Origin of the sequence: Bradyrhizobium sp. NBAIM18, assembly GCF_020193825.1 — a bacterium.
GTDB classification, from domain to species: Bacteria; Pseudomonadota; Alphaproteobacteria; order Rhizobiales; family Xanthobacteraceae; genus Bradyrhizobium; species Bradyrhizobium yuanmingense.
On record NZ_JADYVO010000004.1, the window covers coordinates 1 to 15,263 of the forward strand.

At 57.6% G+C, this 15,263-nt stretch carries 10 protein-coding genes; 4 read left to right on the plus strand and 6 right to left on the minus strand.

What is annotated here, in order from left to right; all coding sequences use genetic code 11:
* The 5 genes from I6F17_RS10300 to rfbC all read right to left on the minus strand — a co-directional run.
* A partial coding sequence (locus I6F17_RS10300; RefSeq protein WP_225190426.1) for a N,N-dimethylformamidase beta subunit family domain-containing protein occupies positions 1 to 3,351 on the minus strand: 3,351 nt, incomplete at its 3' end.
* 470 nt (positions 3,352 to 3,821) lie between these two features.
* Positions 3,822 to 4,709 carry a glucose-1-phosphate thymidylyltransferase RfbA gene (gene rfbA, locus I6F17_RS10305; protein ID WP_225129102.1) on the minus strand — a complete coding sequence of 296 codons (888 nt, stop codon included), beginning with the start codon at positions 4,707 to 4,709 and terminating at the stop codon, positions 3,822 to 3,824.
* Entirely contained in the window at positions 4,618 to 5,604 is a 987-nt protein-coding gene (rfbD, locus tag I6F17_RS10310; RefSeq protein ID WP_225129100.1) for a dTDP-4-dehydrorhamnose reductase, read from the minus strand. Before rfbD ends, rfbA begins: the two co-directional genes overlap by 92 nt.
* Positions 5,605 to 5,611: 7 nt before the next feature.
* The gene (gene rfbB / locus I6F17_RS10315) at positions 5,612 to 6,670 is read right to left on the minus strand and encodes a dTDP-glucose 4,6-dehydratase (RefSeq protein ID WP_225129098.1); all 1,059 of its coding nucleotides are present in this window, start codon (positions 6,668 to 6,670) and stop codon (positions 5,612 to 5,614) included.
* A gap of 14 nt (positions 6,671 to 6,684) precedes the next feature.
* Positions 6,685 to 7,242 carry a dTDP-4-dehydrorhamnose 3,5-epimerase gene (gene rfbC, locus I6F17_RS10320; RefSeq protein ID WP_225129097.1) on the minus strand — a complete coding sequence of 186 codons (558 nt, stop codon included), beginning with the start codon at positions 7,240 to 7,242 and terminating at the stop codon, positions 6,685 to 6,687.
* A gap of 343 nt (positions 7,243 to 7,585) precedes the next feature.
* Here rfbC and I6F17_RS10325 point away from each other — a divergent pair, with 343 nt between their 5' ends.
* The 3 genes from I6F17_RS10325 (at position 7,586) to I6F17_RS10335 (ending at position 13,630) form a co-directional block, all read left to right on the plus strand.
* Positions 7,586 to 9,922 (plus strand): AAA family ATPase, encoded by a 2,337-nt coding sequence (locus I6F17_RS10325; RefSeq protein ID WP_225129143.1) that lies wholly within the window; start codon positions 7,586 to 7,588, stop codon positions 9,920 to 9,922.
* 48 nt (positions 9,923 to 9,970) lie between these two features.
* Positions 9,971 to 12,010, plus strand: a complete 2,040-nt coding sequence (locus I6F17_RS10330; RefSeq protein ID WP_225129094.1) for a hypothetical protein — start codon at positions 9,971 to 9,973, stop codon at positions 12,008 to 12,010.
* Positions 12,011 to 12,160: 150 nt separating this feature from the next.
* The gene (locus I6F17_RS10335; protein ID WP_225129092.1) at positions 12,161 to 13,630 is read left to right on the plus strand and encodes an exopolysaccharide biosynthesis polyprenyl glycosylphosphotransferase; all 1,470 of its coding nucleotides are present in this window, start codon (positions 12,161 to 12,163) and stop codon (positions 13,628 to 13,630) included.
* Positions 13,631 to 13,692: 62 nt separating this feature from the next.
* Here I6F17_RS10335 and I6F17_RS10340 read toward each other — a convergent pair whose 3' ends face one another.
* Complete coding sequence (locus I6F17_RS10340; RefSeq protein ID WP_036013596.1) at positions 13,693 to 14,061, minus strand: H-NS histone family protein; 369 nt, start codon at positions 14,059 to 14,061, stop codon at positions 13,693 to 13,695.
* A gap of 715 nt (positions 14,062 to 14,776) precedes the next feature.
* Here I6F17_RS10340 and I6F17_RS10345 point away from each other — a divergent pair.
* The gene (locus I6F17_RS10345) at positions 14,777 to 15,163 is read left to right on the plus strand and encodes an H-NS histone family protein (protein WP_081493007.1); all 387 of its coding nucleotides are present in this window, start codon (positions 14,777 to 14,779) and stop codon (positions 15,161 to 15,163) included.
* Positions 15,164 to 15,263 lie beyond the last annotated feature (100 nt).

Genomic DNA, 15,263 nt, shown 5'->3' on the forward strand with positions numbered 1-15,263 from the left:
ATTGGTGCCGAACAGGCTCTGCGCCGAGGCCGGATAGTTGACCTTGAGCGACACCTGGCCGGACCCGCTCTGGCCGCTGGTGTCCGTGATCGTGTAGGTGAAGCTCGCCGCGCCGGCATAGCCAGCGCTGGGCGTGAAGGTCACGGTCTGGTTCTGCGAATTGTAGCTTACGCTGCCATTGGAAGCGTTGCTGACGCCGGTGATCGAGAAAGCCAACCCGGATGCGTTGGTGTCGTTCGCGAGCAGCGTTGCAGCCGCAATATTCAGCACCCCATTCTGGCTAACTGTGAAGCCGCTGTCCGCATTGGCTTGGGGCGAGGTTGAGCCTGAATCGTTGAAGACAACGTCCACCCAGTAATTCGCGGCCTTGATATTGGAGGCGTTGCTGGGGAAGACCGGGCTACTGCCATAGGCATAGACGCCGTTGAGGCTGTTTCCGGGGGCGGTGAGCGCGCCTTTGGTAACACCGTCATAGTCGATGAAGTAGTAGTCCGTCGAGGAATAGTGGCCGGTGTTCGTGTGATAGGAAGCAACATACGTGACACCCGCCTGCACATTGACAGGCGTTGCGAAATCAACCTGCTGCCATCCACTCGCCGTTTCGTTGCTAAACGTGGCGCTCGCAAGCAGCGTCCCGTTGGAGCTCCAGAGGTCACCGATGTGGGTGCCGGTATTATCAGACGCCTTGTAGAAACGAATGCCGGTGATTTTGCCCGACACTGCGGGGATGAATTTGACGCCGACCTCAACTGCGCCGGAATCACTGCTCGAGATCACCGCAGGCGTGTCGGTCGGACTGAAGAGCGTCAGGTTGGAAGACGGCGTGACCGTATAGGTCGTACCCGCACCAGGTGTTTCCAGATTCAGGCTGTCGTCGACCGCCCTGGTCTTGAGACGGTATGTCCCCTGCGCGCCTGTAACGAACGTATATGACCACGTGACGTTCGCCGCGCCGACATTGCTATTCGCTGGATGCCAGCTCGTTCCACCATCCGTGGAAATTTCGACGCCAGCAATCTTTCCACCCGCATCAGTGGCCGCCCCCGTCACCGTAACCGATTGCCCCTCGGCAACGCTGGCGGCGGAGAGATTGGCGATACTAGAAGTCGGCGCCGTAATGTCGGTCGACCGAATCGCGGCCGTCAGGTTCGCCTGCAGCGTCCCCGGCTGAACGCCCATGTCGGCGAAAAGGTTAACCATCGCCTGCTGGACATTAGGATCTACCGGGGTCGCTGGTCCGTCGTGGTCGCTAGCAAGCCCCCACGGCCAGTTGATCGAACCGGCCGAGAATATCAGTGCGCCGCTGACGGGATCCCGATGCAAGACCAGATTGTGGGTCGCCGTGCCTGCTCCGAACGTGTTGCCATAATCAAGCAGATACTTTCCGTCCACATTGATCGTCGAAGATGAGACGCTGATCAATCCAGCCGGGCGAAATCCGTTGTCAGGCGCAATATCCCACTCAACGCCTAACAGGCCCGGCACGAGCGAGGCTGTCTGCCCGGGTGAGGTTTGCGCGACGGTCGTATTGCGCCAGAAGCGCAATTGAGTCATGGGGTACGGTATCGTGATCGTATCGTAGCGAAACGCGTTGACCGCGAACAATGTACCGGTCAGCTGATTCGATGGAAGAGGCGCCCCGAACCGCGGGTCGGAGAAGTTTCCGGTTGCCTGTCCTGACGGATCAATCAGCGCATTTGCGTGCGTGTCCTTGTAGCTAATCAGCGTACGATTGGCTGTCCCGCTGCCGTCGATGCTAGGCGCTAACCTCGTTTTCCAAAAGATCTCGTTGGCTGTGAGAAACGCAAGGTTCACGCCGGCGTGCGCTGCGGCCTCGACGTTGGCGCGCTGAGCTTCGGTCCAATACTCGTCATGCCCCGCGTCCATAAAGACTTTATGATTGAGCAATAACGAGCCGTTCGTCGCAGCATCTATTCCAGAAATGTAAGAGACATCGTACCCGTTCTGCTCGAGCCAATAGATAGCGGCAATCTCGGCCGTGAACGGGGAGTCTCCTCCTTCAGAGAAGGTACCGGTGCCGTCACGCGTTACAAGGGGCCGATTGTAGCTGACGGCGTAGGCCGATCCATTGATTCCCGGGCCGTTCCCGAAATACAGGTTGGCCCCGCCCCAACCATTATAGGCTTGCCAGTCTTGATCACTTGTCTGCAGGACGATATCGCTGTGCGAAGCGTCATCCCTTATGATGAATGGAATCTGGAAAATTTCGGTGCCGTTGATAACGTTGGCGATGTAGACGCCCGAGGTCGCGTCGGTCGGCACGTTCCAGGAATCGGTTACGCTCCAGTTGCCTGCATCTACCAGACCGGTCGAAACATCTCTTATTGGAGCAGGTTGAACGATCGCGGCTGCGGCCTGATGTTGCAGGCTCGTGATCAGCCTGGCACCGTTGCCACCGTAGTAGCCCAGCCGGTAAACATCGACGCGGTAATTCGGGTTGCCGGTCAGGTTGTTGATCTTGAATTGGACCGTTCCCCCGACGTTGGTGCTGATTGCTGTCGCAAACCCCTGGGTCAGAGTCGAGTTGTCGCCCGGCTGGATCGCCCAAACGCTTCTCGGCGTGCCTGGCTTCTGATTTTCCAGTACAATGGGGTTCGCGGGCGGATCGGAGACGATGGTGCCTCCCTGCCCGTCGCTCTTGAACTTCCAGTTCAGGTCCATCCCCGAGAACAGCAAGGTGACATTGGCCGCACCGTTACTGAAATCGACCGTACTGATATTTGAGGTGGTATCGTAGTGGACGCTCGCCGACATCGACGATGTGAAGGTTAGATCCTTCAGGTCGATCAAATTCCCGGAAGAAAGCGATCCTCCCGGCCACGGACCTGTGATCAACCCATCGAAGTTGGCCGAATCCTCGAGGACAAGCGTGCCAGCTTCCGTCTCAAACGATACGGTTATGCCGGAGAACGATCCATCCAAGAGCTGACCCGAAACGGAACCTCCGATCTCCAGGATCGCTTGGTCGCCGATCTCGAACGACCCAGTGCCGCTGACGTCACCCTTAAAGGCGCCGGTCGCAATGCGATTGCCAAGGAACGCCGCAACTTCGACAGTCCCGTTGTTCAGCACATCGCCTTCGACGATAAACGGCGAGCCAGCCCCCAGCAAAAGCGTCGTACCTTCACCGAGGACCAGGCTCCCAATGTCAACACTGGCCGAGCTCGTGACGACATACGTTCCTGCTGCATCTAGGAAAGCGGCATCGGTGATCCCCGGAAGCCCGGCGCTCCAGTTGGTTGCGACATTCCAGGCTCCGTCAGTCGTGTGAACCCAGTGAGTGGCGGCAGCGGTGGCAGCCCATTGCGCCGTCGGCGTCGCGCTTGCCACAGATGCAGTCGCTGGCGTCAAGCCTTGACCGCTCGTCAAAGACGTCGAAGACAGCAGCGTAGACAATCGCGTGTGGGAAGGTGCGGCGAAGAGACGGGGCGGAACGCGGAGCAAGTCCGACAAATGACCCGCGCTGGCACGAGACGTCCGTTCGAAGAACCAGGCTTCACCGACGCGGACGGGCAGAGTGGACGGCTCGCTTATTGGCTGATTGACAGGCGGCGGAGCCGACAGGCCAAGCGGGTCGTAGCTAGCGAAAGCCTTCCAGAACGTTGATTCCTGCCAAGGGGCTGGAATATCTTCCCCCCAGCTGACGGGTCTAGTTCCCCAGCTGTAGACACTCGCCTTTCGAACCAGCATGACCATACCGATTAAATAATAATCGCCTCTTATATTTTAATTGTGTTTTAAACCATGGTCAATTCAATATACTTACATTTAACATTGTTTTTGATATCGGTTGAGTAGCGCTAATGCGAGGCAAACTGCGGCAGTCGCGTGATTTCGCTCAGATATTTGCCGTAGCCGCTCTTCTCCAACGGTTGAGCCAACGCTAGAAGTTGATCGCGATCAATGAAGCCAAGTCTGAACGCGACCTCCTCGAGGCACGCAATCTTCATTCCCTGCCGCTTTTCTAGGGTCTGGACGAACGTCCCTGCGTCGATGAGAGATTCGACCGTGCCGGTATCCAACCACGCAAATCCCCGCCCCATGCGTTCAACGTGGAGCGTATTGGCCGAAAGGTAACGCATCTGAAGATCGGTAATCTCGAGCTCCCCGCGCGCCGATGGCTCGACACGGCGAGCGTAGCGGACGACGCGGTTGTCGAAAAAATACAGCCCCGTGATTGCCCAGTTCGAAGCCGGCCGTTTGGGTTTCTCTTCGATCGACACGGGGCGGTCCGCTTCATCAAACGCGACCACGCCGTACCGTTCCGGGTCTCGCACGTGATAGGCAAAGACGGTTGCGCCTTCCGCGCGACCCGCCGCCCTGGCAAGCAACTCGCTCAGGCCATCGCCGAAGAAAATATTATCCCCAAGCACCATCGCCACGCGATCGCTTCCGATGAAATCGGCCCCGACAATGAACGCGTCCGCGAGACCGGCGGGTCGGGCTTGCTCCGCGTAGCTGAGCCGGATGCCCCATTGGCTTCCGTCGCCCAGCAATCGCTCGAACTGACGCCGATCCGAAGGCGTGGTGATGATCAAAATTTCGCGGATCCCTGCCAACATCAGCGTCGACAGGGGATAGTAGATCATGGGCTTGTCATAGATCGGGAGCAACTGCTTGCTGACCACTCGTGTGATCGGATAGAGGCGCGTTCCGCTGCCGCCAGCCAGCACGATTCCCTTCAGCATCGGTTTCTCCTCCGACCAGCTGGTCCAGACAAGCTTGGAGTGAATGGCGCCAAGGCGCCAGGCGAATCCCGAACACGCGTTCGGCCTTGGATGAGTCCAGGCGCGAGTTCCGAGGCCGACGCGCAGCGGTCGGAAACTCCTCAGTCGTGATCGCCTCGAGCGCCCGAATCCGCGCTCCACGACGGGAACACTCGTGGAAGATTGCCTGCGCAAAATCGTGCCAGCTTGCCTCACCTTGGCCACCGAGATGAAAGATCCCGGCGGTGGCCCTGCGGTCTTCCGTTGCTGACTGTTGTGCGATCCGGAGGACGGCTTCCGCGAGGTCGAACGCGTAAGTCGGGTTACCATGTTGGTCGCTGACAACCCTCACGACCTGCTGCGTCTCGCATAGCCGCAGCATCGTTCGGACAAAGTTGCTGCCATAGGGACTGTAAAGCCAGGAGCATCTGATCACGGTCGCGAGCGGGTGCGCTGCCAATACAGCAGCCTCCCCAGCAAGCTTGGATGCGCCGTAGACGTTCAACGGCGCCGGAATGTCGCTTTCGTCGTACGCCTCGGGTTTCGCACCGTCGAATACATAGTCGGTCGAGAGATGGATGAGCGGAATGTTCATTTGCCACGCGACATCCGCCAGCGCGGCCGCGCCATCGCGATTGATGCTGAAGGCCCTCGCCGCTTCAGATTCGGCCTGATCTACCGCCGTATAGGCGGCCGTGTTGATGATCGCAGACGGCCCGATCGACGCAATGAGCTTGTCGATACCTTCCCGGTTCTCTAGATCGAGTTCTGGGCGCCCGAGAGCCATCGCAGGCAAACCGCGCCTTGTGGCAAGATCACGAAGGCACATTGCCAGCTGACCATTCCGTCCGGCAAAGAGGATTGGTCGATCTGTCATCTCCACCTCAGTTTTGGGCGGCCAGGAGACCCAGACGCGAGCCGTCATAGACTCCGCTGCGAGCACGCTCCCACCAGGCGCGGTTCTTGAGATACCATCCGACGGTTTCGAACAGGCCGTGTTCGAAGGTTCTGATCGGTTTCCAGCCGAGCTCGCGATGTGCTTTCGATGCGTCTATTGCATAGCGGGCATCATGCCCGGGACGATCCGGCACGAACGTAATGAGAGAACGTCTGCACCCCGCGGCCGGAGATAAGCGATCCACAACGTCACAGATCCGGGTGACGACCTCCAGATTGGAGCGCTGGGCATCTCCGCCGAAATTGTACTTCTCGCCGGGCCTTCCTTCGTACAAAAGTCGTATCAAGCCCGCGGCATGATCATCGACGTGAAGCCAGTCGCGGATATTCCTTCCGTCGCCATAGACCGGCAGAGGCTTCCGGTCGATCGCATTGAGGATCGTCAGCGGGATGAGCTTTTCCGGAAACTGATACGGCCCGTAATTGTTCGAGCAGTTCGACACGATCACCGGCAGGCCGTAGGTCCGAAACCACGCGAGTGCGAGGTGGTCCGCGGCGGCCTTGCTCGCCGAATAGGGCGAGCTCGGCCTGTAGGGCGTATCCTCGCGAAATAGATCATCTGGTCCCAACGAGCCGTAGACTTCGTCTGTCGACACATGGATGAATCGGAAGTGCTTCCGCCTCGAAGCCGGTAGACGTTCGTAGTAGGCTCTGGCCGTCTCCAAGAGCGTGTAGGTGCCAACCACATTGGTATTGACGAAGGCGTCAGGTCCGTTGATGGAGCGGTCGACGTGGCTTTCGGCGGCCAGATGTATGATCGCGTCAGGCTCATAGTCGGCGAACGCAAGATCCATGGCCGCGCGATGGCAGATGTCGGATTGCAGGAACGCATAAGTCTCCAGCTTCTCGATGCTCGCGAGCGAAGCCAGATTGGCTGCATACGTCAACTTGTCTATGTTGATCACTGCGGCACCAGTCTGTAGCACCAAACGGCGACAGACCGCAGAACCGATAAAGCCCGCTCCGCCGGTCACCAAGATACGCATTCTACTCGTCTCCACTAGTCGAAAACGCAACCGAGCTGGCTGAGCGTAGGAAGTGTCTGATCCTTTGGCGACACGTGGGCTTCTGAGGGCGTCACGGGCCACTCGATTGCTAATGTTGAATCAGCCCAGTAAACACCGCCGTCATGACTTGGGGCATAGACCTGGTCGACTTTGTATAAGACGACGGTTTTGGGCTGCAGCGTACAGAAGCCGTGCGCGAACCCCTTCGGGATGAACACCTGCTCGCCGGTTTCACTATCCAGCTGTATCGCGATGTGCTTGCCGAAGCTGGGCGATGAACGCCGGAGGTCAACTGCAATATCAAGAATCGCCCCGCTCAACACCCGTATCAACTTCGCCTGGGCGAAGGGCGGCCGCTGGAAGTGCAGGCCGCGCACCGTGCCGATCCGATCCGAGCTGGACTGATTGTCTTGAACAAAGTCATGGAGAATTCCCTTCTCTGCAAACGCTGATCGCTGGAAGGTTTCAGAGAAGTAACCGCGGGCGTCGGAAAACCGATCTGTGCGAATGACTTTGACATCAGGGATCGCCAAGGATCGCAGCTCCAACATTGGGTACCCTTCTGTCCGCTCTCAATTCGATGAGGCGGGACCATAATCCCCGTCGAGATTAATCTTTCACGCTCACAATCAACCACGAAACGGTCGCACGATTTCGGCGAAAGCCGTTAGATCAGCCTGCAAGTCACGGAAAACTCACGGCATTAGCAAACGCCCCTTTGAGCAAAACGGCCACACCTGCATTTTTCATCTCCGCCTTGATTAATATATTGTCTATTTAATTTGGCAAGCAGGTTTTTATAAGGTATATAATTTCATACCATGTCGTAGATCGCTTTAAATGCCGCCTGCGGGCGGGCGGGCGCAATGTGACCAATCGTCGGACAGGTACGTGATGCTTCAGAACAATCTTCAACATGCGGATAGAATGCGGCTGCCGGCGAACGGACCGGCTCAACCCGCCCAGGCGGACGGTGGAGGGATCACCGACGTCATCAATTTCGGCATCGGGCTTCTACGGCGTCAGTATCTCGTAATCCTTGTTACCGCCGTACTCGCCACTGCGGCCAGCTTGCTCTATCTCCGTTTGGCTTCTCCAACCTATACGGCGCAGGTTCAGATCCTGTTGGCCAATCCAAGGCCTCAATTCGTCCAGCAGCAATCACTCCTCGCCGAGCCGGCTTTCGATCTCAGTCAAATCGAGACCCAGCTTCAACTCCTGAGATCAAAGGCGGCTGCGGTTGCCGTAATCGACCAGTTGAAACTGGCCGACGATCCGGACTTTAGTGCGTCCGGCCTCTCTTTGCAGGCGCTCTCGCAACGAATTTGGTCATGGGTCTCGACTGGATCGAAGAAGGATGTGCCACTCGAGACGAATGGCGAACCATCGGACACTCTCGTAGACGCGTTCCTCAGTCGGCTTTCCGCTAAACGTGTCGGGTACAGCCACGTCATTGAGATCAGTTTCAACTCGAGCAACGCAGCCCGAGCCGCGGAGATCGTCAATGCGGTAGCGAGTACCTATGTTGCAGACCAGCTCAATGCAAAATTTGACGCCAATCGCAAGGCAACGAGCTGGCTGCAGGAAAGGTTGCGCGATCTCGGCGACCAAGCCCTCGCCGCGCAGCGCGCCGTCGACGTCTACAAGGCCCAGAACAACATCGTTTCCCTGGATGGAAAGCCCATCGATGAGCAACAGATTACGGAGATCAACAACCGATTGGCCGCCGCACGTACTCAAACATCTGAGGCCACGGCCAAGCTGTCTCGCTATGAAGCTCTCCTTGCCGTCGATCCGAAAAAGCCGTCCTCGATGGATAACCTCGATGCTATCGGGGCCGACGCGCTGAACAGCCAGATCATTACGGGGCTGCGCCAGCAATATCTGGAGCTCACCAGACGTGAGGCCGAGTTGGCGGCTAGGGTCGGTCGCGACCACTTGGCGGTCGTCAATGTCCGGAACCGCGCGCGAGAGTTCCGCGTCTCAATTTTCGACGAGGTCAGGAGGCTTGCCGAGGTCAGCCGAAGCGAATTCGAGCTCGCCAAGCAGCGCCAGGAGGAGATCGAGAAACAATTATCCAAAGCCGTTTCGCAGTCTCGTTCGGTCAATTCTGCTGAGCTGACCATCAAGGACTTGGAAAGCAGAGCAAAGGGCCTACGCAGCTTGTACGAGACCTTCCTCCAGCGTTACATGGGCTCCGCACAGCAGGAGACGTTTCCCACCTCGGATACGCGGGTAGTCTTTCCTGCTTCGCCGCCGACGAGCAAGAGCAAGCCAAAGACAAGGCTGATCCTGGCGTTTGGCATTCTCGGCGGTCTCGCGCTGGGCATTGGCTTGGCGCTCCTCAGAGACCTCATGGACCGCGTCTTTCGGACCTCTTCACAGGTGGAATCCGTACTGGAGTTGCCTTGTCTATCCTTGGTCCCGTTGTTGCCAGCCCGCAAATCTCCCAAGCCACCAATCCGCCTTCAGAAAACCGATGATGATGTTCAGCGGCGGATAGCTTTGTCTCCAACCGCAATTCATCAGACGGTGGTCGGGATGCCACTATCTCGATATACGGAGGCCATTCGTTCCATCAAGCTAGCCATCGACCACAATCCGGCGAAGATCTCCTCCCAGGTCATCGGCATTACCTCTGCATTACCGAACGAGGGGAAGACCACGATTGCAGCTTCGCTCGCGCAATTGATCGGGCACACCGGCAAACGAGCTATTATCGTCGATTGCGACCTCAGGAATCCCTCACTAACGGGCATCTTTGCGCCCAAGGCGGCCTGCGGAATCATCGAAGTTGCGAACGGTAGCCGGCCGCTCGCCGACGCTATCTGGAGAGACCCGACGACCAATCTTGCATTTCTGCCCGCCGTGCGTCGGGGACCTCTGCTACACACCAGCGAAATTCTTTGCGCGGACTCGATCAGCAAACTGTTCGACCGTTTACGGGCCGAGTATGACTACGTCATCGTTGACCTTCCGCCCTTGACACCGTTGGTTGATGTTCGAGCCACTTCATCTCTGATCGACTGTTACATTCTCGTTGTTGAATGGGGCCGGACCAAGATCGATGTAGTGCAACACGCACTGCACACGGCACCAAACATTCACGAATCTCTTATTGGGGCAGTTCTCAGCAAGACCGATACCAAGGCGATGGCTCGATATGACGGTCATCGGAGCTACTATTACCATGATAGCCATTACATCCGTTATGGTCTTTCTGGCTCTTGAGGCTGTTCATAGCGGCCTACACGTTATCTGGTCTGCGGGACCAGAGGAGTGGCCACACCAGACGACGGTGGATACATGATGGTCCGGCTTGTCATATTGGCCGAGTTGGTGGCGATTGCCGCGGCGTTCGCAATGCCGGAAAGCCTTCAAGGCTGGGTGTTGATATTGTTGGCACTCGCAACAGCGGCGCTAACGGTCGCGATCTTTCTACCTCCCTCCTCCCTCGGGCTTGCTAAACTGCTCCGCCCTAGTCTCGTCGTTGTACTCGCGGCTCCGGCGCTCTGGATGGCTTTGCAGGCGGTGCCGATGCCGATTGGCAAACTCGGCAATCCCATTTGGGCTACTGCATCGGCGACCTTAAACGAGCCCCTCGCCGAAAAAATCACAGTCGACACCACGGCGACCATGTTCTCGCTCGTGCAGTATTGCGCCGTGCTTGCTGCAGCTCTCACTGCAGCAGTCATCGCGCTTGACCGACATGGCGCAGCGCGACTGCTACATATTCTGCTGTCGATAGCCACAATCGTTGCCGCCTTGTGGTTCGGCAGGGAAATAACCGGTGTGGCTGGGCCCGATGGCTCAACCGTCGCGGTGCTCGGTGTGTTGCTCTCCTGCGCAACGGCCATTCGTGCGGTCGATCAAATACTCCGACGCAGTCGGCCAGGAACAATTGCGCTAGGCCCTCTCCCTGCGTTGTCCGTCGCGACCATCGCATTGATTGTCTGTATGGCGGCGCTGCTCATTCGGGGCAACTCAACTGCACTCGTCTCGGCCCTCCTCGGCTCAGAAATCTTGATCTCGGTGTTCGCGGTTCGCAGGTGGTTCCCGGGATTGTGGGGTACCGCCGGCGTCCTTGCGACTGCCACGATTGTCTTCATTGCCACGGCTTCGGTCATTCCCTTCAGAACGAACACCGATCTGACGATCGTCCTGTCAACGAGCAGTCAGGCCGCAACAGAACGGATGCTGCAGGACGTCGCGCCGGCAGGATCCGGTGCGGGTGCTTCGACGGTACTTTTGCCGATTTACCAGGACGCTGGAGTTGGCGACACGCCGGAAAGGCCAACCGCCGCCGCCACGATCGTTATAGACATGGGGTGGGCTTTTCTCTGCGCGGTCGTGGTTGCTGCCTTGCTCTGCGCTTCTGTGCTGATCAGACGTGCTCTGTCGCGCGCTTACGATTACGTCTTCCCAGCGCTGGGCGCCGGTGCATTGGTTGCAGTGACGATACTCGCGTTCTCCGATCATGGAATTCTGGGTTTAGGAGCATCGCTTCTGGTCGCTGCGCTTTTTGGGCTGGCGTTCGGTCAAAGCCTCTCCGACGCAGGACGTGACGCCATATCGTCTAAGTCGAAAGCGACGTCTGAACAAATTGCAGATCAAGCACCTGCGCCTCGCCGAACGTTGACCCCAACGCTAGTCGCCATTTGGCCCCGCGTTAGCCTGATGGTACTTGGTATTGTGCTGATCGTGGAGGCAGCGTGGATGGCGCTTCCTGAGCGGTATCTCGGTGCAAGATCGTCTTTGCCGGCAGTTCTGTCGACTGCAGCAGCAGGGCCGAGCGAGATGTCGAAGACGACTTCCCTTGCGGCAGCGCGCAAAGATTTATTGATCCGAGGGGGATCAACATTCAACCGGGATTCAGCTCTGGCTGCCGGCGAACAAAGGACAGCTCCTCCCATGACTTCGGACGAGTTTGCCCGTGCATTGCGCTCTTCGCCACTCCGCGGCGACATTTGGCTTTTGCTCGCGGCGACGTCGAAGCACAGTTCGCCCCAGCCCAACACGGCAGCGATGCTCAGAATGTCATACTATACCGCGCCGAATGATTTGGACCTGCTTCCGTTGCGCGTATCGGTCGCACTGGCCGCAGATATCATGGTGCGGGAGCCCGACCTGCGGGAATTGATCAAACGGGACGTCAGCCTCGTCGTTAGGCATCGCCCTGCCCTCAAGCCAGCCCTTGTGACCGCGTACCGCTCAGCCTCGGCTGATGGTAAGATCTATTTCGAAGGCCTGATTTCGGAACTCGATCCGACGTTCCTTGACCAGGTGCACGCGCAGAGTTCCCAAAGGGGTTCTCGATAACCTCAAGAGCCGCGCCCTCAGCCCACGCCACGATCGCAGATCGGCGACAAAGGGGCGCACGCCATAAAATGCGCGGAACCTTGGGTTTTTGCTTGATAATTGCGATTAATTAATAAATAATTAAATATTAAATCGCAGAGCCCCCGGCACATGAATTTCGTGAACCGACATTTCCCCAATCGGGAGGTTACGGATCGCCTCAGTCCCGAACCGACGGTATCCCGCGAGCCCAAATGGCCCCTCCGTTATGACGCGGTCGAGCACGTGGTGCTCGGTGCTGATGTTGCGACTATTCTGTTTGCCAGTCTCGTCTCTACATTGCTTTACCAAGCTCAGTATGGGCAAGCCGCGGCCAACTTGGCCAACGCCCTTGGCTTAGCGCTGGTTAGCGCAGCTTGTCTCGTTTGCCTGCTGAAGACCTACGGCCTTTATCAGCCGGTTGAGCTCCTCGTCCTCCGAAACCAGATGCGCGCGGTCTGTTTAGCTTGGATGTCTTCAGTACTTTTCATCGTGGCGGTGTACGGCTTCGCAATTCGCCCGGAGACCTCTCAGCACCCAGGCCTGCTCTTCGCCGTCTTGGGCCTGAGCTTACTTTTGGGGGAACGGTGGGGAGTCAAGGCGCTTCTCGGAAGGGCCCTGAGCGGCAGGAGGTTCGCCACTACAAACATTGTTCTGATCAGCGATCAACCATTGGCGAAGAATGTGGGATTGTCCGAGACCTTGTCGATGCACGGGTATCTCGTCAAGAAACGGTTCAGCTTGCCTCCGTTAGGCTTCGGTCCTGCCTGCCGAAGGCGGCTCACGACGCGCGTCATCGACTACATCCGCACCTGCCATCTTGATCAGGTGGTGGTGGAAGCTGAACCGGAGCGATGGCCCGAACTGCGAGCCTTTGTTGCCGATCTGCGTGTTTTGCCCTTCCCGATTATATTCGTGCCCGTTGGCACGACATCCGAATTGCTTCGGCACCCCAAGCGGAGTCTTGGAAGCGCCGTTTGCGTAGAGCTCCAGCGTGGCCCCCTCACACCGCTGGAGTGCGCGATCAAGCGGACGATTGACGTTATCGGTGCGGGCCTCGCATTGGTGATGCTCGCCCCGCTGCTTGCGCTCACCGCGGTGGCGATCAAGTTAGATTCCCCGGGCCCTGTATTCTTTCGGCAGCAACGCTGTGGATTTAACGGCCGAATCTTCTTGATCCGTAAATTCCGGACCATGCGTGTGCTCGAGGACGGGCCCGTAATCCTTCAGGCCAACCGCGCCGATCGACGCGTTACCCGCGTCGGCAAATGGCTGCGCCGAATGAGCTTCGATGAATTGCCGCAACTGCTAAACGTTCTCGATGGCAGCATGTCGCTCGTGGGCCCGCGTCCTCACGCCGTGGCTCACGACAGCGAATTTGACAAGCTTGTGCGAAACTACGCGCTTCGGCACCGGGTCAGGCCAGGATTGACTGGCTGGGCTCAAGTCCATGGCTGCCGGGGCGCCACTCCCACAGCAGTCATGGTCGAAACACGTGTCCAATATGATCTCTGGTACATCGACAACTGGAGTCTTGGGTTGGATCTCGCGATCCTCCTGCGAACTCCGGTAGAGGTCTTGCGAGGGCGCAATGCCTACTAGAGCACGGATCATGCGAGTAGCGCCTCTTATTGGCCCTTACACTCCTGCCAATTACCGATTAGTCACGCACGCTGGCGAAGCTTCGGACTTGCTTCGCCAATGCGAAACTCTTCGATTCTCCGGCCAGACTTCATTGCGGCAACCAACCAGCGCGGCCGCTTACCACGTCCCGACCAGGTCTCGGCCGTCTGCGGATTCCGATATTTCGGCAGCACCCGAGGATATTTGCGTCTCGGCTTGCCGGTCGAAGACGCGCCTGCCGGGCTCGAATCCGCCAAAACAGCCATCCCGCCCCCAAGTGCCGCTAAGCGCTTTTCCAGTTCGTTCTTTTCCGCCTTGATCCGGTCAGACAGGATCCCGCTGATTTCCTCATGAAGCGACCAGAGATCGTCAAGGGACATCGCTTCTAACTCAAGTTTCTTAGCCGCCATGATCTCACCGTGTAGTTGCGCCCAACCCAATATTGCCTCTGTCGATATATTAATCAAGACAGAGAGCCCGATTACCCAGAAGAATGTTTGGAACCGAACTGGAACTGGCGCTCCAGATAACTGGGTCCACGTTAATAATCAAGCCGGGAAAATGAGCGATCCGCACAATTTAACCGCGGAAAGGAGATGCGCACATCTATTTGCTTAATCACCGCGCGGGAACTGCTCAAGCCCCATCAGAGATGGCATATGAGCCGATCCCGTCAGGGACCTGCCACGCCGCAGCATTAGATGCTGACGCGCCGGACTGCTTTTGTTAAGCCTCGGCTGGCCTACCGCCTTGCGGCCTCCCCAGAGACGCAAACGGCAGCTAATAATCCCAATATCCTTCAGCGCGCGCCGTCTGAGCTCGATTTGGAAGCTCAGGGCCCGGATATCGGACAACACGGTCGACGGATCCGCAAACCGACCGACTGAATCCTGAAGACGTTCAAGAGGATACTCGATCAAACCATGCCTCCTCTACGCATCTTCGCAAGATTCTTTGCCACCGAGATCAATCAATAAAATAATCGTCGCATTAATTATTAAATAATATATAATAGATTTATTGCACGGTCAATTTGAGCACTGATTTGGTCAAACATTCATTCGTCGCTCGGACGAAGAATGGCTGGATGACGACGGGTCAGTCGAACGGTGTCGAGAAATGCTAATGCGAAGGCAAGATCTCGAAGCCATGGATTTTGAGGAACTTTGGCTCCTTCACGAGGAGCTGACAAAGATTCTCGCCGAAAAGATCACCGCCGAAAAGCGAGAGCTAGAAAAGCGTCTTGCGCAGCTCAACCAGCCGGATCAACTCGGCGGAGCTGAAAGCGGGGCGACTGAGGCGGGAACAGGCCAGCCGCCCCGTCGCAAATACCCGAAGGTCGTGCCGAAATACTTCAATCCGCTTCAGCCAACAGAGACTTGGTCCGGACGTGGTAAGCAGCCCCGCTGGCTCGTTGCCGCCCTGCAATCGGGCCACACGCTCGAGGAGTTCAAGATCCCCGAGAACGGTGAATCGTCCGAACGGAATGCTGGTGGTCGAGAGCATTCCTAGATGCGCGAAAGTCGGACACACCGCATTGAGCTGGGAATTTCCACCGTGCGTCCCGAGCGGCGAATTCCGCCTCGAACAGGCGGCGGATCGAAAACCCGCT